Here is a 21,011-nt window from a genome sequence, read left to right on the forward strand (position 1 = left end):
GGCCTGGGCGCCGCTTCACACAGGTAAGGGCTCGATGGCTATCACCTTGCTTGTCGTCGACGATGACGACGAGATCCGCGAACTGCTTTGCGACTACCTCAGCGATGCCGGATATCAGGTTCTGGCTGCGGCCAATGGCGATGAGATGCGTCAGCAACTGGCCAGCCACCCGGTGCGCCTGGTGGTGCTCGACCTGATGCTGCCCGGCGAAGATGGCCTGAGCCTGTGCCGGCAATTGCAGGCCCATGCCGGGCTGGCGGTAATCATGCTGTCGGCCAAAGGCAGCGCCTTCGACCGTATCATCGGACTGGAGGTAGGCGCCGACGACTACCTCGGCAAGCCCTTCGAACCCCGCGAGCTAATCGCCCGGATCAAGGCCGTGCTGCGCCGCCCGCAGCGCCTGGAGCTACACGACGAAGCGCCGGCCAGTGCCGTACACGGCTTCGCAGGCTTCAGCCTCGACCATATCAAGCGCCTGCTGACCTGCCCGGATGGTGACACCCTGACCCTGCCACGCTCCGACTACCGGGTGCTGCGCGAACTGCTCGAGGCGAACAACCGCGTGGTCTCACGCGACCACCTCACCCGCAGCGCCTTCAGCCGCGACCACCTGCCTGACGACCGCTCGGTGGACATGTGCATCAGCCGCCTGCGCCAGCACCTGCGCAAGGCTCCCGAGGGCGCGGCGCAAATCCTCACCATCCGCAACGAAGGCTACCTGCTGAGCATCGAGCCGCACGGCGCGGACGCCTGACGTGCGTCTGCCTCGGCCTGTGCGCTGGCTGTGGCCGGGCACGCTGTTCGGGCAACTGTTGCTGATCATGGTCAGCGGCACGCTGCTGGTGCAGGTGGTATCGAGCAGCATCTGGTTCGATGTGCGCTTCGCCCAGGTGCTGGAAGCGCCAGTGCGGCTGATGGCGGCGCGCAGCGCACCGCTGATCGCCCAGGCCCAGTGCCACGCCAGCCGCCCGACCTTGCCACGCAACTACCATCTGCGCTGCACCGAGCAGGCGCCGCCGACCGTGAGCGATGAAGGCCGCGGCCGCCGACGCATCGAGCTGCTGTTGCACCAGGCGCTTACCGCAGAGCTGGGGCACACGCAGAACGCCCGGGTGCTCAAGGTGCAACTGACCGACGAACTCGGCCAGCCGCTGCTCTGGCGCAGCCTGTTCGGCCTGCGCACGGCCCAGGCACACATTCGCTTCGCCGTGCCCTTGGGCGACGGCCACTGGCTGACCATCGACGGTATGGAAATGCAGGGCTGGAGTGGCGAATCGGCCTGGGTGCTGATCAGCGACTACCTGCTGCGCGTCTACGCCCTGCGCATCGTCGCCGTATTGCTGGCGTGCCTGGTAGCCGTGCGCCTGTGCCTACGCCCGCTGCGCCGCCTGGCCGATGCCGCACGCGGGCTGGGCAACGACCTCAAACAGGCACCGCTGCCGCTGGACGGCCCGCAGGAAGTGCGCCAAGCCGCGCAGGCCTTCAACGCCATGCAGCAGCGACTGATCGCCATGGTCAACGACAAGGCCTACTTCCTTGCCGCCGTGTCCCACGACCTGCGCACGCCGCTGACGCGCATGCGGCTGCGTCTGGAACGCTTGCCGGAAGGGGAAGACAAACAGCGTCTGCGGCAGAACATCGCGCAGATGGACGACATGATCAGCCAGGTGCTCGACTACTTGCGCGCAGGCGAACAGCAGAACCTGCAAAGCGTCGACCTCGACCGCCTGGTGGCGCGTCAGTGCAGCGAGCTTGCCAGCGCCGAGGAACCGCTGCCGATCCTCGGCCAGGCCGGTAGCGTGCAGGCCGACGCGCTGATGCTGCAGCGCTGCCTGCAAAACCTTCTGGTCAATGCCCTGCGCTATGCCAGCGGCGTGTCATTGCACCTGGAGCGCACGGCCAGCGCTGCCTACATCCATGTCGACGACCACGGCCCAGGCATCGCCCCCGAGCTGCTGGCGACCATCACCGACCCGTTCGTGCGCGGCGAAGCCTCGCGAAGCCAGGCCTCCGGTGGCTACGGCCTGGGCCTGAGCATCGTCCAGCGCATCGCCAGCAGCCACGGTGGCGGGCTGCTGCTGGTCAACCGTGCCGATGGTGGTTTGCGCGTCAGTCTGTGGTTGCCGGTCGGCCAGCCGCTATGAACCGCGACGCTCGATCGCCAGGGCGATCAGGTAGGCGCGCATCTCGCGATGGCGAGCGCTATTGAGCACAAGCAACGACACCAGCAACAGCAATAGGCTGGCGCCCACCAGCACGGCCGGCATCCTCGAACCGAGCAGGCTCACGCCCATCAGAAGGCCGATACCCAGTACCGCCCAGATTACCCCCAGTCCCCAGCGGCGACCGCGGATCATCACGAAATGCCCGAGGCTGAGCAGCAAGGCCAGACCGGCGCCGAGCAAGGTGCTGTATTGCGCATTGTCGCTTGGGTTGCGCCATTGCAGGTCGCTCCATAGCGCGACCGCGATCGACAGACCGAACACTGCACTGAAGAACCCCAGCAAAAATGTGGGGAAGAATCGCGACATGAACCGAGAGTAGGCCTGCGGTTTCATTCCAACTCCTCATACAAACCCACCGCGACGCTCTGCACCCGAGCATTGCCAACGAAACCGAACACCGCGCTGACCGAGTCCTTGATCAACGTCCGCGTGGCGTGGCTGACCTGGGTTGGGGTATAGCGCTTGGTCAGGTTGCTGGCCGCCTGTTCCAGCTTGAGTTGCTTGGCGGTCAACGCAGGATGCTTGAGCGAGAGCAATTCGTCGGTCAGCGCCTTGCGCTGCTGACGGCTCAGGGTCTTGCCCAGTTCGTACCAGCTGCGGCCCGTACGTGCCTTGACCACTTGCAGGTACTTGATGGTCGTCAGTGCCGAAGCCCCAACGCCCAACAGCGACACACCATCGAGCACCAGTGACGCTGCCTGATACCAGGGTTCGCTGTCGAGAGCGTCGTTGGCGGCCGGGTTGGTCACCTCACGGACGGTGCGTATTCCGCCGATCAGACACTGCGCGCCGCTGGCCGCTGCCGCAGCGCCGCCGATGTAGGTCAGGACCAGGCTGGTGCCGGCCGTGAACGGCGCGGCGATGGTGCCGCTGCATACCACGATCCAGCCCAGCACCGCACCGGCGCACGCCAGGCTGGTATTGACCGCTTCCTGGATGAGCTTGGACTCACGGGCGCTGTTCTGCAGCACCTCGGTGTACTGCTCGGGGGTCTGATATTTCTCGATCTCACGCAGAATCACCCGCTTCGGACGGATGCTGCAGATCGGCTGGAACTCGCGCAGGGTGACGATATTGAGCGTGCTATCGATATACACCACACCCGCCCCAACGATGTTCGGATCGGCATCGATGGCGGAAAACAGCTTGGGCAGGTTGACCATGCCCTCGATGCGCTGGCGCGCCATGAATTGTGAATGGTTGCCCAGTGCTGGGGGCAGGAGACTGTTCAAGGGAAAGATCCTCGCAAGGGTTCAGGCCAGCGCGACGCTGGCCTCTGGCCCGGTCGGAACCGGCACGCCGATTCCGACCCTGGAACATGCGCCGCCCGCAGGCGGCGACAGAGCCCTTAGACGTTCGGGCAAGGTACCGGTGCCCAGTCGCCGACGTCGGCGCTGCGGCACATGCCTTCGACCTTGCTCTGGCCGGTCTTGGCCACGGCAGCGGCCTGGGCCTTCTTGGTGTTGGCCAGTTGCAAGGTCTTCTCGGTGTTCACCGCTTCGGTCGGAATCGCCTTGGCCTTGGCCGTGGTGGCCTTGGCGGTCTTGGCCACCTGGGCGACTTCGGTGCGCTGCACGCCAACCTGCTTGAGGTCCTGCTCGTAAGCCTGGGTGTAGTTGTTCAGGTCTTCACCGACACGGCCGTTGACCGCTGCCAGCAGGTTGTTCGACTCCTGCAGGCCGGAGACGATTTCGGCCAGGCGCTTGCGGCCTTCGGCGGCGTCGATGCGGTTGGCCTTGCGGCCTTCGATCAGCTGGGTGAACTCGCGCTGGTAGCAGGTCTGCGAAGCCTGGGCGTAGGCGCTGGTGCGGTCCAGGTCGGCGCTGCTCTTGTCGATGTCCACGGCGTACGAGGCGATGCGCTGCTTGTCATCGCTGATCTGCTTCTGGCGTTCGGTGTAGTAACCGGCTGCGCCGCCGACCAACGCACCACCGGCCGCACCGATGGCGGCATTGCGACCACGGTGCTCCTTGTCGGTCAGGGCGCCGGTCAGGGCACCGCCGAGCGCGCCCAGCGCTGCGCCGGTGGCGACCGACCTGGTCATGTCACCGTCGGTGGCGCGCAGGTGCTGCACCGGCTCGTAGCAGCTCGGGTAGTACTCGACCTTGGTGGTCGCACCGACCTTGTCCGAGGCTGACGTGGCGCAGCCAGTCAGCAGCACGGTGCTGAAACCTGCGGCCAGCAGCAGGGCGCTGCGCGCATGGGTGGCGGTGAACAGTGGGTTGCGTTTGAAAAGCATGGTCAGTTCTCTCTTGGTGTGATGACGACCGCTCAGCCTCATGCCGGGCGGATTTCCTTTCGGTGAAACAATCCATCGGGCTCAACGAGCCGCTGCGGCGAGCAGCTCCTTGAGAATGGTGGCCGGGTCGGCCCGGCGGTTCTGGCGGTATTGGCCGACGTGCTTGACGAACAGCGTCGCGCGCGCGGTGAGGCTCTTGCCCAGCACCGGGTTGCGGTTGAGTTCGGTCTTGACCCGCTGAAACTGCGCCTGGATCACGGCATCGGTGTAGCGTGTGCCGCTGGCCAGGTTGTCGATGTAGATCGCCACGGCGCCGTTGAGTGCGGTCTGGCCGTTGCCAATGGCCGCGCCGAACATGCGCGCGGTGGCCGGGTCGCCGGAGGCCTTGGCGTCGGCCTGGCTCTTGCGCAGGTTGCTCAGGCGGATGTTGTAGTTGTTGATGGTCTCGGCCACCAACGCTGCCGACTGGATCAGGTTGCCGGCCGCTTCCTCACGCTGGCGGGCGATCAGCGACACGGTGCGTTTGAGCTCTTCGTTGACCACGCCCAGCTCGGCCTGCAAGCGCGGGTCGGTGGTGCTGGCGATGACACTGTCCAGGCGTTGGGTCGGGTCTTCGGCGGCCTGGATGTCGTCGGTCAGGCTGGCCAGACGCCCCTCCTTCTGCCACTGCTCGAACAGCTCTTGGTAACGCGAACGGGGCGCCGACAGCGCGCCAATGGCCACGCGGAAGCCGGTGGTCTCGTTGTGCTGCTCGCGGCCGTCGGCGGCGAACAGCGGATATTCACGGCGCATGCCGGTGAACAACGTGCCCTCGCCTTCCAGGTAGTTGCCGCCCTTGACCACGAAGCCGCCATAGGCGCCTTGCCGGCGTCCGGCATGCACCAGCTGGAACGACTCCTGAACCATTTCCGCGGCGTTGCCGATGACGTCGAACAGCCCCAGCGGGTTGGGCTGCTTGGTGCCGATCGGCATCAGCCGCGGAGCCTGCCCAGTGCCACCGGCGACCTGGTTGAACACGGCCCAGTCAGCCAGCGGCCCGTCGCTGTCACTGCCTTCGCGCAGGCGCGGGAACAGTCGGCCTTCGAGGTCCTGACGGCTGACCGCCGAGCCGCCACGGGCGGCGAATTCCCACTCCACTTCAGTGGGCAGACGCACGAAGCCGACACCGCCGTCTTCATCCTGCTTGCCGCGCCCGCTGACAGGCAGCAGGTCGCGGTGGTGTTTCATCAACCAGGCGCTGTACACCGCTGAAAAGCGCTCGGCCTCGAAGCGCGACAGGTCGACCTTGGGCAGACGCCCGCTCATGCCGTCGTTGCCTGTGCAGGCCGGCGGCGTCTCGCCAGTGCTCAGCGACTGCGCCTGGGCCATGACCTGGGCGTACTGCCGCGCGGTCACCTCGTACTTGCCGATGAAATACATCATTGGCTTGAGCGGGCTGTCTTTTTCCAGCGTCGGCAAGCTGCCGGCGATGCGCTTCTGCCACTGCGGCGCGAGGTCAGCGAGGCTGAACTGGCCGTTGATGAAGTCGCGCCGGTAGCCAGAGATGAACGACTGCTTGTAGCCCGGCTCGCCTTCACTGAACGGGTAGCCGAGGCTGACTTCTCGGTCGTCGAGGCTGCCCTGGGCCAGCACGTAGACGTGGCGAAACACCATCTGCCCGCCACAGGGCAATGGCAGGGCGATGTCGTCGGGCAGCGGTTTGGGGTTGTCCAGTTGTTCATCGGGCACGCTGGCAGACGCATGCGCGGCCCCTTCTTGAGCGGCCTTGCCGGCAGGCGCCGCCGGCTCATCGCCCGGCGAACAGGCACCCAGGCTCAACAGGGTCAGCAGCAGGGCCGAAGCCCGCAGGCGGCAGTCAGACATCTCGGATTCCTTGGGAGGGGTCGATACGCACCACGCGCCAGCCGCCGACGGCCGCCGCGCTGGCAGCGGCCAGCAGCGTTGCGCCGAGGGCCACGAGGTAGTGCACGGGCAGCAGACGGCTGGCGTGTTCGCCGGGCGTGTGCACGAACAAACGGTTCAGGGCGTATTCGGCGCCCTGATACAGCAACGCCGCCAGGGACGCTGCGAACAGCGCGCTGTACAGCGCCTGCAACACGCCGAACAGCAACAGCGCAGCGCTGCCAAACCCCAGCAGGCGCAGCACCGAAAGCTCACGCTGCTTGCGCTCGACCGCCGCCAGCGTGCCTGCCGCCACCGCCGCCAGCGCCCCAGCCACCGCCAGGGCCGCGACCAGCCAGAACACCAGGTCGAGGTTGCGCCGAAGCGACTGCACCTGGGCGATCTGCGCGGCCTGGGTCGAGACCAGCAACTGCCGCTCGGCGAACCACTGGCGCAGCGGCTCGACGTCATCCAGGGTCTGGGCATACAAGCGAAATGCCGGGTAGACACGTTTGCCATCGGCCTGGCGCACCGCACCGGGCCAGCCCAGCGCCGGCACGGCGAAACCGTCGCGGTAGTCCTCGACCGCTTCGAGCAAGGCCAACGGGGCGAACAGTGCATCGCGCTCGAACACGCTGAGCGGCAGCACTGCCTGCACCTGCAGGGCGCTGTGCTGCCAGTGCAGCTCGCCGTCGCGCTGGCGGGCGAAGCTGGCCTGCACCTGGTCGCCAGCCTGCACGCCGAGTTTTTCCGCAGCGGTGTGGCTGAGCACTACGTGCCCCGCCGCACTGGGCGCGGGGATGTCTTGCAGTAATGGATCGCCGGCTGCGGTCGGCAGCATTTCGACGCTGACCCGGCGCTCGCCAGCCGCACGCAGCAGTTCTGCGGTGGCGGCAATCTGTCGTGTGCGCGGGAGGGCAAAGGCCACATCGCTGCGCTGCGCCAGCGCGGCGATGAACGCGGCATCGAAGCGCCCGCCGCCCAGCGGAATGATTTCGCGCACCGACGGCTCGCGTTGCAGGCGCTCGGTGAGGCTGCCGATCAGGCCGAACTTGAGCCCGAACAGCACCAGCAGCGGTGCGATGACCGCCACCAGGGCCAGTATGCTGCACGCGGACAAACGCCCATCACGGCGGTAGTCCTGCCAGGCCAGCCTGGCGATCAGAGGTACACGCATCAGTGCCCGACCTCCAGTACAGAGGTCACGCCGCCATCGCCATCGCGCCGGCAGCCCATGCGCAGCACGGGCACACCGGCGGCGCGCAACAAGGGCTCGTCGTGACTGGCGATGACGCAGGCCGCACCGGCCTGGCGCACCTGGGACAGCAACAGACGCATGACCCGCTCGGCGTTGAGCGGATCGAGGGCTGCGGTCGGCTCGTCGGCCAGCAGCAGTTGCGGGGCGTGCACCAGGGCGCGTGCGCAGCCGACCCGCTGGCGCTGGCCCACCGACAGCTCGGCCGGGTAATGACGCAGGTGTCCATCCAGCTCCAGTGCCGTGGCCAGGCGCTCGACGCTGCCATCATCCGCCAGGCCGAGCAGTTGCCGGGGCAAGGCGATGTTGTCACGCACATCGAGAAAACCCAGCAACCCGCCGGTTTGCAGCACGTAGCCCATCTGCCGGCTGCGCAGCGCGGCCAACTGGTCGCGGCGCGCGTTGCGCCACAACTGCGCCAGGTCGTGCTCACCGCCTTCGGCGTGCAGGCTGAAGTGCTCGGCCTGATCCGGGGCCAGGGTCAGCGCCAGCAGGTCGAGCACGGTGCTCTTGCCGCAGCCGCTCGGCCCGACCAGCCCCAGCACTTGCCCGGCGCGCAGGTGCAGCCGCTCGATCTCCAGGCTGAAGCGCTGGCTGGCGCTGCCGCGGCGTTTGCTCACTGCCTGCAAGCGCATCATGGCAAGGTCGACAGCGGTACGCGGTACAAGGCGTCGCCCGGTTCGGCATTGCCGAAGCGCACCCAGTTACCGAGGTCGTTGTGGAAGGTTTCGTAGAGGCTGATCTTCGACTCCAGCTCGTCGATGAAGTCTTCCTGCTCGGCCACCGACAGCGACAGCCACAGGTCCTGGGTCATGCTCAGCGATTTGCTGCGGTACGGCAGCCCGTCGAGGTATTCACCCAGCACACCACTGGCCGCCAGGTTGGCGCCGTCGCGCAGGGCGCCAGGGTCGCGGGTCATGTAGGCGCTGGCGCTGGCGATCTCGTTGAAGAAGTCGGCTGGTGAGCTGCGCGTCTTGCGCGCGGCATCGACGATCAGCTTGAGCGACTGTTGCAGGTCGTTGAGTTGCAACTTGGTGAGCATCACGCACACCTGCAACGCTGGCAGCGCGGGGTTGCTCAGGTCGCGGTCGGCGGTCCAGGCGCTGACCAGTTGTGGCGCCTGGCTGGCCTGCTGGCGACCGAGAAAATCCATGTGCATGGCATAGCCGATGGCCGCCGACTTGGCCGCCAGGCTCGGTGCCGCATCGAGCACCGGGGTCGCTTGCGGCTGGCGCTCGCGCACCTGTTGCGCCAGTTCGGCGAAGGTCGTGCCGATCTCGCGCACGCGCTCACCGAACAGCTTCACGTCACCGCCAGGCACCGACACGTAGAGGTCGCCGATCTGCGGGTTGCTGTCGGCCGTCAGCACGCGGTACTGCGCCTCGGCGCTGGCATGGTTGTGCTGCCCGGCCGGGGTGCGCAGGTGCAGGGCGTAGATCTTGATCTGCTTGCTCAGCGCCGCCTGGCGCACTTCGGCTTCGTTCATCTGCGTGCTGCTGGCAGGATCGCTCTTGCGCAGCGCGCCGGCATCGCTGACCAGCAACACGATGCGCCCGCCATAGCCCGACCAGTCCAGGCCTTCGACCGCCTGCATCACGCCAGCGAAGGCGTCTTCGTTGAAGGCATGACTGGACACCGTAGTGGCCTTGACCTCGCGCGCCGCGCGCAGGAAGCGCGCCGGGTCGCGGCCCTGCTGCAGATCGACCAGGGTCTTGCTCAGATACTGCAACCCCGGTGTGCGCTTGACGCTGTTGCGAAAGCCCACCAGACCAAAGCTGACGTTGTCCAGCTCACCACGGGCCTGCAACTGTGCCTGCAGCTCGCTGACGACTTGCTGCACCCGGTCGATGTAAGGCTGCATCGACACCGACGTGTCGACCACCAGCACGATGCCGGTGCGGAAGGCGTTGTCGGCCGCAGGCGTCTGTGGTTTTTTTGCCGCAGGCGGGTCGGCGCGGGTGCCAGGGTCGATGGAGGCGATGTTGAGCAACTGCACCGGCTGGCCGCTGGCATCGAAGCTTTCCCGGTAATCGAAGATCGGCATCAGGTAGAACTGACTGGCCGCAACCGCCTGCCCGGCCGGCTCCAGCGCCATCACCTGCGGCACTTGCTCGGGCGCGGTTTGCGCGCTGTGCAGCACCTTCTGCGCCTGGGCCGGGTCATCGAGCAGGTGCTGCACGTCATCCGGCTGGCGCAGGAACATCAGCGGCGCTCGCCCGGAGCGCTCGGTGAAGGTCAGCACCAGGCTCTGCTTCCAGTCGCTGAGCTGCGCGCCGGCGATCCAGCCTTCGCGCTGGCCGTCACTGGCGGCGCCGACTTGCAGCCAGGGTTGCCCGTCGACGTTCTTGCGCTGGTACACGTACAGCACCGAGAACGCTGGCACGGCCTTGCCGTCACCCGCCTCGGGGCTGCTCAGCAGGCGCGCACCGGGCTTGCTCAGCACGCGCTGGAACAGGGTCTGCTTGCCGGCCATCAGCAGCGGCCGGTCACCTTCGGCATTGGCCTCGGCAATCACCGGCGACGCTACAGGCTCACTGTCAGGACTCGCCTGCCCCGCCAGCGGCGACCCAGGTTGCAGCCACCAGTAGGCACCGCCGGCCAGGCCCAGCACCGCCGCCACGGCCAGTGCCAGCAAGGCGTTGCGCGGGGTGCGGGTGGTGGCTGCGGGGGTTGCCGCCAGCACAGGCGCGGGCTCAATCGGGGTCGGCGCTGGGGCCGGGCTGACGCTGGCGGGAGGCGGCTCAGCGAGTTCTGCGGCCACCCCGGCCGGGGTCAGTGGCGTCAGCACTTCACCGCCGAGCAATGGACGAAACACCGTGGCGTCGTCGTCCTGCAACGGCAGGCGGTCGAGCGCCGCCAGCAAGGCGGCGGCATCGCTGAAGCGTTCATCGGCGGATTTGGCCAGCAGGCCGCTGAGAATGGCCTGGTAGCGGCCATGCTCGAGCGGCAGCGCCGGCAGTGGCTCGGTCAGGTGCGCCAGCGCGGTCGACAGGGCATCGGTGCCGTTGTAGGGCAGCTCGCCGACGAGGATTTCGTACAGCACCACGCCCAGGGCGTAGAGGTCGGCGCGGCCGTCGATTTCCTGCCCGCGCGCCTGCTCGGGGCTCATGTAGCTGGGGGTACCGACGGCAAAGCCGGCCTGGGTGAATTGCGTGCGGTCGTCCAGCGACTTGGCGATGCCAAAGTCGGACAGCACCGCCGTACCGTCGGCGCGGAACAGAATGTTGGCCGGTTTGACGTCGCGGTGCACCAGCCCCTGGGCATGGGCATAGCCCAGCGCCTGGGCGATCTGGCGCACGTACAGCAGGCCCTGTTCGGGGTCGAGTCCAGCGGCGATGCGCTCCTTGAGCGTGCCGTTGGGCAAGTACTCCATGGCCATGTAGTACAGCGCGTCGACGTTACCGATGTCGTGGATGGTGGCGATGTGGGGGTGCGCCAGCCGGGCCAGGGTGCGGCCTTCGCGCAGGAAGCGCTCGCAGAAGGTCGGGTCCTGGGCCAGGCTTGCGGCCATCACCTTCAGCGCCACCTTGCGCTGCAACGAGCGCTGGGTCGCCAGGTAGACGCTGGCCATGGCGCCCTGACCGATCTCGCCGTCGATGTCGAAGCCTGGAATGTGCATGTCGGCGTTCATCGTGGTTCACCGGCCTTGATCACGATGGCGGTGATGTTGTCCGGTGCGCCGCGGGTCAGCCCAAGGTGCACCAGGCTGCGCACCACCTGGTACGGGTCGGGGTGCACCAGCACGTCGGCGATCTCGTGGTCTTCGGCGGTCTTGGTCAGGCCGTCGCTGCACAGCAGGTAGGTGTCACCGGGCTGCACGGCGATCTCGACCGCCTGCAAGTCCAACTGCGCCTGCACGCCAATCGCCCGGGTGATGATGTTGCCACGCGGGTGCTCGCGGGCTTCGGCCTCGTTGAGCAGGCCGCTGTCCTGCAGTTCCTGCACGTAGCTGTGGTCGTGGGTCAGGCGAGTCAGGCGCGCGCCGCGCAAGCGGTACAGGCGGCTGTCGCCAGCCCACAGCGCCAGGGCCTGATCGTCACAGGCGGTCATGACCACCACGGTGCTGCCCATCAGGCTCACGCCGCGGCGCAGGGTTTCCTCGCGCACCGCCTGGTTGACCTGAGCGAGCCGGCTGCGCAATGCAGCGCTGCGCTCGGCAAGGCTCTGGCACGCCGGCAGACGGCGCAGGCTGTCGACGGTCAGGCTGCTGACGTAATCACCGGCCGCATGCCCACCCATGCCGTCGGCCACGGCCCACAGGCCCTCTGCGGTCAGCTCCAGGCAGGCGTCTTCGTTGATCCGGCGCACCATGCCGGTGTGGCTGTAACTGGCCGCGGTGTACTGCATGGCGGTCATCTGCACGGGGCCTCTTTACCCAGAATGAAGGCGCCGAACGCGTCACTGCGCGGCAGTCCCTGACAGCGCAGCAAGCCCGGAGCGATCTGCGCCGAGCCTTTGCCCCACCACAGGCTCATGCCTGCACACGCACTGTCGGCCAGAGCCCGAAGACGGTCGTCGGCGTAGCCTTCGGTCAGCCGTTGCAAGCCGCCGAGGCTGACCTGCACAGGCCGCGCGGCAGGTGCTTCGAGCGGCGCCAGAGCGCTGACCGCAGCGTCGAAGTCCTCGAAGCTCGCCTGGGCTTCGAGGCTTGCCAACAGCAGGCCTTCCGCGGCGTCGAACCAGTCATCCGACGCGCCGAGCACGGCTGCCAGCGAGGTATCGGCCGGCAATGGCTGGGCCAGGGTCAGGGGGAAATACCGTCCGACCCGGTCGATGCTCGGCATCAGCACGCCCACCACCGCCTGCGGCCCGCACAGGCCCGGCGCCAGGGCGAAACGCCATAACGGGCTGACCAGATACGCCGGCAGCCAGGCCTCGCCCAACTGGCGCTGGCTGGTTTGCACGCCGGCTGCCAGCCACTGGTCCCACGGTTGTACGAAACTGCCCGGCAGGCCGCGGCTGACGAAATCGCCGCGGCAGGCCAGCTTGCCGTAGAAGCCCACGCTGTTCATAACCGCTCCGGCAGGCTGAAGCCGTTGAGCACGCGGCTGCGGAACGGGTTGAAGGCACTGCTGGCGCGCAGCTCGTACGACACGCTGAGGCCTTCGACACGCAGACGCAGGTTGAAGCGCTCCGGCGAGTTGCCGGCGACCAGGTCGGCCTGATCGAGCAGGCGGAACCACGCCCACGGCCCTTCCACGGTCAGCCCCGAGCGGCCACTGGCCGCCGGTGGAGTGATCGCCAGGCGCACCACACCGATGCTGTTGTTGTTCGGCCACTGCACCGCCACCGGGCGGCTGGGGCCGTGGTCATAGCTGATCTGCTGGCCATCGAGGTCGAGCAGGAACTGTGTGATCGAGGCATCCATCGCCACCGGTTTGAGCTCGAAGCGCACCAGCGGCTGGGTGCTGCCGGTGTTGCGGAAGAACGCATCGCGGATGCTCGCGGCGCGCTGGAAGGTGCCCAGCACCGAGGCGTTGATACCCAGTTTCTGCGCAGCGCCCGGCTGCCAGCTCCAGGGGTTGGAGCTGGTGTTGACGTAGGGTTGCAGGTACTTGCGGAAGTAGTTGTCCATCACCCCGCCGACCCCGAAGAACTGCCCGAAGTCTTCCAGGGTGGCGTCTTGCGCGCTGCCACGGGCCAGCGGGTAACGCCCGCCCAGCGACTGCCGATAAACCGTCACCACCTCGCTTTTCCACGCTGCATTGAGCTGGTTGCGCACCCCGCCCATGACCACCGCGTTGGTCGAGCCGACCAGCGAGCCGAGCATGTCCTGCACCAACTGCGGCTGACGCGCGGCACCGAGGGTGACCCGCTGCGCCGCCGCCTGGGCCTGGTTCTTCGCCTCACCGAGCAGGGCATCGCCACTGGCCCCGACCATCGCGCTGACTTGCACGTAGAGGCTGTTGAGGTCACTGAGCAGACCGTCGATGGGCAGCGCTTCGCCCTCACCGCCCTGTACCAGCGCGGCCAGCGGCGCGAAATGTTCGGTGACCGGGTCGCGGGACGCCGGGCGCTCGGCACCGGCCGCCACCGGCGTATCGCCGAGCAGGCCGCCAAGGCGCTGGCGCAGTTGATCGACGCCGCTGTCCTCGACCTTGGCCTTGACCGCATCGAGCTCGCTGGGCTGTTGCAGATCGGTTTCCCGCGCCACGCTCTGCAACAGTTTCTTCAACGGCGACGCCGGGCCTGAGAGCACCCGCAGCACGTCGGCGGCCTGGCCGACACTGGTTACCGGCGCCACATCGAGGTCGGCCAGCAGCGCGTCCCAGTGGCGAATGTAATCCTGGAAGTACAGGTCGCGTACATCATCGGCCAGGCGCTTGGCATCGCCGGCATCGCCCATCTCACGGCCCAGTACCCAGCGTTCTTCGGCAAGGGTGGTGGCTTGGGCCAGGCTCGCGGCGAGAAACGCCTTGCGGTAACCCTGCACGGTGAACAGGCCCGGCAGTGGCTCGCTCAACGGTTTGCCGCTCTTGCGCCGCAGCACCAGGGCAGCATCGCGCCCGGCTGTTTCGCTGAGGCTGAGGTCACTGACCCCAGCCGGCAGCGGCTGGCGCTTGACCCGGTCGTAGACGCGCTGGGCCACCGGCAACTGCTGCAACTGCTGGCGCATGTCGTCGATCAGGCGTTGGTCGAGGCGGGCATTGGGCGGGCGGCGTTCGAACAACGCGTCCAAGTGCTGTTCCAGGGCCTCGCGCTGTTCCGGGGCAAGGTCACGGGGCAGCGCGCGCTCCCAGTCGAGCAGTACCCAGGCCTTGATGAAGGCCGGGTCGTAATGCTCGGTGTCAGCCAGCATCAGGTAGGCCTTGAGGCCTTCGTAGAGGTAATCGGAAGAACCGCCGGCATACAGCTGTTCTTCGATGCGGGTGACCAGCCGTGGGGCGAACACCGCGATCAACAGCTTGCGGTAGACGCTGGACGATTCGCTTTCCAGCATATCGCCCTGGTACAGCCCCCAGCCTTCAGCCCACGACGGCGGGTCGTCGGCCAGGTGGCGCACGGCATCGAGCAGTGGCAGCACCTCGAGCACGCTGCGCTGCGCCGGGCTCAGGGTCTGCACGCTTTTCCCGACCGGCTCGAGACGCTGCTCGACCTCGGCGATGTAGGCCTGGTTGGCGCGGTAGCTCAGCGCCCACACGCTGCCCACCAGCAGCAACAGTGCCACGCTCAGGCCCAGTGCAGCGCGGGTCAGCCAGCGCTGGCGGCGTTCGACCTTGGGGTTGCTGCCGGCCAGGCCGCGCTCGGCGAAGGCCACGTCGCTGAACAGGCGCTGGATGAAATAGCTGCGCCCGCTGCCGCTCTGGCGCGCCAGCTGCGCGCGATCCAGGCCCATGCTCTGCGCCATGCTGCCGATCAGCCGGTCGATGGGGCTGCCTTCCTGGGTGCCGCTGGTGAAGTACACGCCGCGCAGCAAGGCGCGGGTCTCGAAGGCATTGGGCTTGAACAGTGCCTCGAGGAACTGCTCGAGGTTGCTGCGCAAGGCGGCGAACTGCTGCACGAAGCCGTACACCAGATCACGCCGCGCCGGGTCGCGCTCGTGTTGCAGGCGCTCGACCAGGCGCTGATTGAGGCGCTGTTCGAGCAGGCTGAATTCGCTGCCAAAGCGGCCCAGGGGGCCGGCGCCCTGCTCGCCATCGTCGAGGGCGAAGGTCATGCCCCAGACCTGCGCGCGTTCCTCTTTGCCGAGGTTGTCGAAGAACTCCATGAAGCCCGGCACCAGGTCGAGCTTGGTCAGCATCAGGTAGATCGGGAAGCGCACGCCAAGGCGTTCGTACAACTCCTGAATGCGGCTGCGAATGGCTGCGGCGTGGGCTGCGCGTTCGGCCTCACTGCCCAGCAGCAGGTCGGCCAGGCTGATGGCGATGAACGCACCGTCGATGGGCCGCCGCGAGCGCTGATTGCGCAGCAGGTCGAGAAAGCCCAGCCAGGCGGCTTTGTCGACCTGGGCGTGGCTGTCCTGGGTGGTGTAGCGCCCAGCGGTGTCGAGCAGCACCGCCTGGTCGGTGAACCACCAGTCGCAGTTGCGCGTGCCGCCGACACCGCGCACCGCACCCTCGCCCAGTTGCGCGGCGAGCGGGAAGTGCAGCCCGGAGTTGACCAGCGCGGTGGTCTTGCCCGACCCCGGTGGCCCGATGATCACGTACCACGGCAGTTGGTACAGGTTGCGCCGCTCGTCGCCGCCCAGGCGCGCCTTCTTCAGCAGCGCAACCGCCTCGGCCATGCGCTGGCGCAGGGCGCTCAGCTCTTCGGCGGTGGCGACACTGGCAGGGTCCGGCGGGGTATCGGCGGCCAGGCTGTCGAGCACCTTGGCGGCCTGACGGCGCGCCTGCACCACCTGGTAGATACGCCAGGCCAGCCACAACCCGAACAGCAGGGCAATCAGCGCCGCGCGCCGCAGCGGGCTGACCAGCACATCGAGCAGCGGGCCGACGAACCAGATGATCAGACTCAGCGCCAGCAGGCCCAGCAAAGGCACCAGCCATCGCGTTACCAATCCTACGAACGACTTCACTCGGCACCCTCCGCCAGAACAGTGATTTCCACCCGACGGTTCTTCGCCCGGCCTTGCGCGGTGGTGTTGGACGCCAGCGGTTCGGTGTCGCTCAGGCCTTGTGCGGTGAAGCGCTGGGCCTGCCCGGTGCGTGCCGCGAGCAGTTCGCGCACCTGTTCGGCGCGGGCCTGGGACAACGCCCAGTTGGAGGGGAAGCGCAGTGTGGCGATGGGCTGGTTGTCGCTGTGACCGGTGATACGCACCTCGCCCTTGACCTTGCCGATGGCCTCGGCGATACGCGTCATCAGCGGCTGGAAATCGCCCTTGATGCTGGCACTGGCGCTGGCGAACAGCTCATCGCCGCGGATGGTCACCACCGAGCGGTCGACGGCATCTTCCACCGCGACCCGCCCGGCCTTGATGTCCTCGGCGAGGAAACCGGCCAGGCGCGGACGCTCGACCGCCTTGGGCTGCACCACCGGACGATCCATGGCCTGCACCGGAATCTCACCCAGAGCATGGATGCCGCGGAACACCGGCTCGGCATCGCTGGCCAGTTTCAGGCGCAGGCCGAACAGCACCAGCAGCAGCAATGCCAGGGCCACTGCCAGGGCGACCCAGGCCGGCAGCCAACGTCCCAGGCGATCGCCTTTGGCGGTCACTCCACGCCAGTGCGGCGACAGCTCGCGCTCGGCCTCGCCACGGGCGCTGCGAATCACCGCCGCGGTGCGCTCACGCAGGGCTTCGAGCTGCGCCCGGCCGCCGTTGATGACCCGGTAGCGCCCCTCGAAACCGAGGCTGGTGCACAGGTACAGCAGCTCCAGCAGGTTGAGCCGCTCGCGCGGGCTTTGCAGGCAGTGTTCGAGCAGCTGGAAGACCTTCTCGCCGCCCCAGGCCTCGTTGTGCACGGTGATCAGCAGGCTCTGCTTGCCCCAGTCACTGGCGCTGCCCCACGGCGTGCTCAGCACGGCTTCATCGAGCGCGGTACATAGCGCGTAGCGCGCCAGCAACACTTCGTTGCGCGGCACCCCGGCCGCCTCGGCCTGGGCTTCGAACTGGCGCAGGTAGGCCAGCAACTGCGCGCGCAGGCTGGCCGGCGCCGGATGGGCCAGGGTGTTGCGCAGCCGCGTGAGCAGGCTCAGCAGCGGCGAGGCGGCCTGCTCCAGCGGGTTCAGGCCCTGGCCCTGACCGGGCGCCAGCGGCTCGCCGGGCATGCTCAGCGGCGCTGCCGGCGCAGCAGCAGGGGCCGGCGCAGGGCGCCCACCGGGGCGCGGCATGAATTGCGTACGGTCGTTGGCCGAGGGATCTTCAGGCTGCATCGGCGGTCACCCTCGAATGGCCCAGAAGGCCAGTTCCAGGCCCGGGAACTCGCCGGCCACGTAGAAGGCGAAGCCGCCCGAGCTTTGCAGCATCTGCCACTGCTCGCTGCCGCGGTCGAGTTCGAAGTAGGTCGAGCCGGCGTGGAACGGAATCTGCCGCGGCGCCACCGGCAATGGCAGCAGGCCAATGCCCGGCAGTTGCAGATTGACCAGGTCGCGGATGCGCTCCACCGAGCCGATCTTGCTCTGCTGGCCGAAGCGGCTGCGCAGGGTTTCGCTGGGCACATCGGCGCGCACCACCAGAATGAAACTGGCGCTGTCGAGCAGGCTGCGGTCGGCGAGCATCGCCACATGGATGCCGTAGGCCTTCTCGACGATGGGAATCGCCACCGCCTTACTGTCGATCAGCATCGACAGCGCCTCACGTAGCGCCGCAGTGACCGGCGCGAAGGTCGCGGCCAGGTCGTCGTGCTGGTACATGGGAAAGCTATGCGGGCGGCGCGCTTCGCTGCAGAAGGTGGCGAACTCACCGGCCAATGCCAGCAGCTCGCTGTACAGGCGCTCGGGATGCAGCGGGCTGAGCTGGTTGAGGTGTTCGATCAGCGGCTGGGCGCGGTTGACCAGTTGCAGGAGCATGAAGTCGGCGATTTCCGAAGCGCCACCGTTGGCCGAGGCCACCACGCGCCCGGCCAGGGCTTCGCCGCGCTGATGCAGCAGGCCCAGCAGTTCACTGCGAAAGCTCGACAGCGCCGGGTTGGCGGCAACGTCCAGCAACGGCGGGATGTAGCTGTCATCCAGTGACAGGGCACGATCGGCGCGGCGCTCGCGAATCCGCACCACACCGAGGGCTGCGTGATCGCTCAGGCCATCCTCGGCACGCAGCAGGCGCAGGGCACGGCTGCCCAGGGCCAGCGGCGCACGGTTTTCAAAAGCGGCATTGTCGTCGCGCACTTCGCTGACCCGGCTGACATAGCGCGCGCCTTCCTGCGCCTCGCCTTCATCGACGGTGTCGCGGGCACCGGCGCGCTTGAGCGCCAGGCCCAGGTAGATGACGCCGTCGCGCAGGTCTTCGGGGATCTCCAGCGGTGGCGGCGGCAGGTCGTCACGGGGAATGTCGAACGGTGTGCCATCGGGCAGCAGGCCACGGGCGGCGAGGATCGCCAGCTTGCCCTGGCTGAGCAAGCCCTGATCGATCAGCAGCTCGGAAAAACCCCAGGCCGCGGCGTGCAGCGGGCGGCTGCGGGCGTCGATGAGGTTTTCCAGGTAGCGGTCTTGCTGCTGGAAATGCTGGGTGGTGAGGAACATCCCTTCCGACCAGACGACACGATTGTTCCAGGACATGGGAGCTCCGGTGGCCTAGCGGGCAGGCGCAGGTTGAGGGGTGGCCACGGCGCTGCGCACGGCGCGCACATCGAGGCTGATCTGGTAATCACGCGGCGGCACCGCCAGCACGGCGCGCCATTGCGCGCGGTCGATCTCGCGATAGCCGACCACCAGGCCGATCTGCCGGGTCGATGGGTCCAGCGCACGGTGCACCGGCAGTTGCTGGCCAGGGCGCAGCAGCACTTCGTCCTGATCGATCAGATCGCTGCCCAAGGTTTGCTGAGCGCGTTCGGCCAGAGCGAAATAATCGGCGCGGGCAAAGGCCGCGGCGTTCTTCAATTCGAAGATGCGCACGCGCACTGGCGCCGGCTCTCCACTGGCGCCCGGGTTGAGCCCGGCAGCCGCGCTGAAATACAACTGCACCGCCTGTTCGGCCGGGGCCTGGGGCGTGGCGTCCTTGCTACAGGCACTGAGCAGGATCAGGGCCGCAGCAGCGACCAGCCTGGTGATTGTCATCCGTGTTCTCGTGATCAAGGGTGCGGTTCCTGGTCGGCGGGGTCGCTCAGTGGCGTGGGCTGCGGGTGCTGTGGGCCTGGTAGGCGCGGCTGAATTCGCGGCCGAACAGGTCGTGGAAATCGTCTTCGGCCTCACGGGATATCTGCCCGAACAACTCGGTGAACTGCTGCCAGCAGTGGGCCTGACGGGAGTTGCCGAACAGCTTGGCCAGGCCACTGGCCGGGGCCAGACGGGCTTCCAGCCGGCCCGGCTCGAAGCGTGCCAGCAGGTGCTTGATGGCGGCTTCGACGCCGGCCATCACTGCCATCTGGTGGGCACGCAGATCATCGAAGCTGTCCTGCACGGCCTGGTCAGGCGCCATGAACGCCTGGTTGCCGTGGCGCAGCAGCAAGAGCAGCGCTTCATCGGCATTGGGTGCGAATTTGAGCGGGTTGTTCTGCAACGGCGCGATGCTGGTCTGCTGCATGCGGAACTCACCCTTCAGGCTGCTGCGCGCGCGCAGCACGTCGATCAGCCCTTCGACCATCAGCCGGTAGCTGCGCCCGAGCGCCTCCATCTGCGCCTGGGCCTGCTCGGCGTCGACACGCAGGTGCTCGATGCCGGCGCCACGCAGGAAGGCGTCGAGCAGGTCCTGGCGTTCGGCCATGGCAGGTGCAGGGGTTGTCGGTGTGCTGAGCGCTTCGGCGTCAGGGCGTGACGCAGCGACTGCGACCGGCTCAGGCGGCATGTTCGGCGTCGCAGGCACCTCGAGGACTGGAGGCGCAGGCACTGCGGGCGCTGAGCTAGCCAAGGGCGCATCCCAATCGGCCGGAATCAGGCCCGGCGCCGCGCTCGGCAACGGCGGCTCTGGCGAAGGCTCTGGCGGGGCTGGGGCGATGGCTGCAGGTGGACGAAAATCGTGCTGTTGGGCCGGCACATGGTCGGGCTGACTGGGCGGCGGCACGCGGGAGGGTTCGAGGAAATCGAACAGGTCCGGCAGCGTCTGATGGCTTGGCGCCCCCTGCAGCAGGGCCGCGGACTGTGGCTGCAGCGCCTGCGCAGGTGCTGCTTGCTGGTTGGCCATCAGCGCTTCGAAACTGGCAGGTTCCAACTGCCCGGCGATACCCTGAGCCAGCGCTGAATCGATTCTTGCGTGAATTTCGTACTCGCCGATACGGATAACTTCACCGTTCAATAACGGCTCGCTGTTGCCGCGCCTTAGTTTTACCCCGGCCTGCACTAGCTCGACGCCGTTGGTACTACTGTCGGTCAAGTAATAATGCCCATCACGGTACTGAATAATGCAATGTTTCGCGGACACCAGGCGTTCCGGGTCGGGCAATACCCAATCATTATCGGGGTTTCTACCAATGCTGATGGCACCCTCACCCACCACGAACTCCGGGGCCTGTCCCGGGGTTATCTTGTGGTAACTGGTGATGGTAAGGCAAAGTGCCATCGCGCCTCCTGCATACGATTGTGTTCGTCGTCCGTTGAGTGAAACTGGTCTGCCATGGGCCGTTTAGCGAACATGCAAGTCATTGAATTTAATGAAAAAATCACGATTTTTCAGCAATGATCGCAACGCTGAGGCTACTCCTGGCCGCGCGATCGGGAACTCAGCAAAACTGTTACCCAATGTTTGATAGCGCGCTGCGCCGCGCTAGCTTACCTTGACAGCATTTATGAAATAAACCAAAAATGCGCAACTTTCGAAACGCTGGATGACATCACTTAGATATCACTTTCGTCTGAACTTGTGGACCAGTTCACACCTCAA

General features: G+C 67.1%; 16 protein-coding genes. 2 read left to right on the top strand and 14 right to left on the bottom strand.

Translation table 11 applies throughout. From position 1 onward, the window contains the following. Positions 1 to 34 precede the first annotated feature (34 nt). Both LK03_RS04625 and LK03_RS04630 read left to right on the top strand, forming a co-directional pair. Positions 35 to 754: a response regulator gene (locus LK03_RS04625; RefSeq protein WP_038411283.1), complete on the top strand. Its 720-nt coding sequence runs from the start codon at positions 35 to 37 to the stop codon at positions 752 to 754. Between the two features lie 19 nt (positions 755 to 773). Beyond that, positions 774 to 2,144, top strand: a complete 1,371-nt coding sequence (locus tag LK03_RS04630; RefSeq protein ID WP_038414606.1) for an ATP-binding protein — start codon at positions 774 to 776, stop codon at positions 2,142 to 2,144. Here LK03_RS04630 and LK03_RS04635 read toward each other — a convergent pair. From LK03_RS04635 to tagH, 14 genes are all read right to left on the bottom strand, one after another. After that, positions 2,139 to 2,558: a hypothetical protein gene (locus LK03_RS04635; protein WP_038411284.1), complete on the bottom strand. Its 420-nt coding sequence runs from the start codon at positions 2,556 to 2,558 to the stop codon at positions 2,139 to 2,141. The two genes, LK03_RS04630 and LK03_RS04635, sit on opposite strands and share 6 nt — an antisense overlap. After that, the gene (locus LK03_RS04640) at positions 2,555 to 3,412 is read right to left on the bottom strand and encodes an NAD synthetase (protein ID WP_156109564.1); all 858 of its coding nucleotides are present in this window, start codon (positions 3,410 to 3,412) and stop codon (positions 2,555 to 2,557) included. Before LK03_RS04640 ends, LK03_RS04635 begins: the two co-directional genes overlap by 4 nt. 161 nt (positions 3,413 to 3,573) lie before the next feature. Beyond that, positions 3,574 to 4,464 (bottom strand): type VI secretion system-associated lipoprotein TagQ, encoded by an 891-nt coding sequence (gene tagQ / locus LK03_RS04645; RefSeq protein WP_038414607.1) that lies wholly within the window; start codon positions 4,462 to 4,464, stop codon positions 3,574 to 3,576. An 81-nt stretch (positions 4,465 to 4,545) separates the two neighbouring features. Continuing rightward, positions 4,546 to 6,327 (bottom strand): formylglycine-generating enzyme family protein, encoded by a 1,782-nt coding sequence (locus LK03_RS04650; protein WP_038411286.1) that lies wholly within the window; start codon positions 6,325 to 6,327, stop codon positions 4,546 to 4,548. Beyond that, positions 6,320 to 7,522, bottom strand: coding sequence for an FtsX-like permease family protein (locus LK03_RS04655; RefSeq protein ID WP_038411287.1), 1,203 nt, complete (start codon positions 7,520 to 7,522; stop codon positions 6,320 to 6,322). Before LK03_RS04655 ends, LK03_RS04650 begins: the two co-directional genes overlap by 8 nt. Next, positions 7,522 to 8,238 carry an ABC transporter ATP-binding protein gene (locus LK03_RS04660; RefSeq protein WP_038411288.1) on the bottom strand — a complete coding sequence of 239 codons (717 nt, stop codon included), beginning with the start codon at positions 8,236 to 8,238 and terminating at the stop codon, positions 7,522 to 7,524. The genes LK03_RS04655 and LK03_RS04660 overlap by 1 nt, the downstream gene beginning before the upstream one ends. After that, complete coding sequence (locus tag LK03_RS04665) at positions 8,235 to 11,231, bottom strand: serine/threonine-protein kinase (RefSeq protein ID WP_038411289.1); 2,997 nt, start codon at positions 11,229 to 11,231, stop codon at positions 8,235 to 8,237. Before LK03_RS04665 ends, LK03_RS04660 begins: the two co-directional genes overlap by 4 nt. Next, entirely contained in the window at positions 11,228 to 11,956 is a 729-nt protein-coding gene (locus LK03_RS04670) for a PP2C family protein-serine/threonine phosphatase (protein ID WP_028693330.1), read from the bottom strand. Before LK03_RS04670 ends, LK03_RS04665 begins: the two co-directional genes overlap by 4 nt. Then, complete coding sequence (gene tagF, locus LK03_RS04675) at positions 11,953 to 12,612, bottom strand: type VI secretion system-associated protein TagF (RefSeq protein ID WP_038411290.1); 660 nt, start codon at positions 12,610 to 12,612, stop codon at positions 11,953 to 11,955. The genes LK03_RS04670 and tagF overlap by 4 nt, the downstream gene beginning before the upstream one ends. Beyond that, positions 12,609 to 16,115: a type VI secretion system membrane subunit TssM gene (tssM, locus tag LK03_RS04680; protein ID WP_038411291.1), complete on the bottom strand. Its 3,507-nt coding sequence runs from the start codon at positions 16,113 to 16,115 to the stop codon at positions 12,609 to 12,611. Before tssM ends, tagF begins: the two co-directional genes overlap by 4 nt. Then, entirely contained in the window at positions 16,112 to 17,413 is a 1,302-nt protein-coding gene (locus LK03_RS04685; RefSeq protein WP_038411292.1) for a DotU family type VI secretion system protein, read from the bottom strand. Before LK03_RS04685 ends, tssM begins: the two co-directional genes overlap by 4 nt. A 6-nt stretch (positions 17,414 to 17,419) precedes the next feature. Then, complete coding sequence (gene tssK, locus LK03_RS04690) at positions 17,420 to 18,754, bottom strand: type VI secretion system baseplate subunit TssK (RefSeq protein ID WP_038411293.1); 1,335 nt, start codon at positions 18,752 to 18,754, stop codon at positions 17,420 to 17,422. Between the two features lie 15 nt (positions 18,755 to 18,769). Then, a complete protein-coding gene (tssJ, locus tag LK03_RS04695; protein WP_038411294.1) occupies positions 18,770 to 19,252 on the bottom strand; it encodes a type VI secretion system lipoprotein TssJ in 483 nt (160 codons plus the stop codon). Positions 19,253 to 19,298: 46 nt separating this feature from the next. After that, positions 19,299 to 20,690 carry a type VI secretion system-associated FHA domain protein TagH gene (tagH, locus tag LK03_RS04700; protein ID WP_038411295.1) on the bottom strand — a complete coding sequence of 464 codons (1,392 nt, stop codon included), beginning with the start codon at positions 20,688 to 20,690 and terminating at the stop codon, positions 19,299 to 19,301. Between the last annotated feature and the right edge of the window lie 321 nt (positions 20,691 to 21,011).

The organism is Pseudomonas cremoricolorata (genome assembly GCF_000759535.1).
GTDB lineage: Bacteria > Pseudomonadota > Gammaproteobacteria > Pseudomonadales > Pseudomonadaceae > Aquipseudomonas > Aquipseudomonas cremoricolorata_A.

Coding starts and splice junctions, on each gene's coding strand:
- LK03_RS04660 (WP_038411288.1), bottom strand. CDS start 8,238: ATGATGCGCTTGCAGGCAGTGAGCAAACGCCGCGGCAGCGCCAGCCAG.
- LK03_RS04655 (WP_038411287.1), bottom strand. CDS start 7,522: ATGCGTGTACCTCTGATCGCCAGGCTGGCCTGGCAGGACTACCGCCGT.
- LK03_RS04670 (WP_028693330.1), bottom strand. CDS start 11,956: ATGACCGCCATGCAGTACACCGCGGCCAGTTACAGCCACACCGGCATG.
- LK03_RS04665 (WP_038411289.1), bottom strand. CDS start 11,231: ATGAACGCCGACATGCACATTCCAGGCTTCGACATCGACGGCGAGATC.
- tagH (WP_038411295.1), bottom strand. CDS start 20,690: ATGGCACTTTGCCTTACCATCACCAGTTACCACAAGATAACCCCGGGA.
- LK03_RS04635 (WP_038411284.1), bottom strand. CDS start 2,558: ATGAAACCGCAGGCCTACTCTCGGTTCATGTCGCGATTCTTCCCCACA.
- LK03_RS04640 (WP_156109564.1), bottom strand. CDS start 3,412: ATGGCGCGCCAGCGCATCGAGGGCATGGTCAACCTGCCCAAGCTGTTT.
- LK03_RS04650 (WP_038411286.1), bottom strand. CDS start 6,327: ATGTCTGACTGCCGCCTGCGGGCTTCGGCCCTGCTGCTGACCCTGTTG.
- tagQ (WP_038414607.1), bottom strand. CDS start 4,464: ATGCTTTTCAAACGCAACCCACTGTTCACCGCCACCCATGCGCGCAGC.
- tssK (WP_038411293.1), bottom strand. CDS start 18,754: ATGTCCTGGAACAATCGTGTCGTCTGGTCGGAAGGGATGTTCCTCACC.
- LK03_RS04685 (WP_038411292.1), bottom strand. CDS start 17,413: ATGCAGCCTGAAGATCCCTCGGCCAACGACCGTACGCAATTCATGCCG.
- LK03_RS04625 (WP_038411283.1), top strand. CDS start 35: ATGGCTATCACCTTGCTTGTCGTCGACGATGACGACGAGATCCGCGAA.
- tagF (WP_038411290.1), bottom strand. CDS start 12,612: ATGAACAGCGTGGGCTTCTACGGCAAGCTGGCCTGCCGCGGCGATTTC.
- tssJ (WP_038411294.1), bottom strand. CDS start 19,252: ATGACAATCACCAGGCTGGTCGCTGCTGCGGCCCTGATCCTGCTCAGT.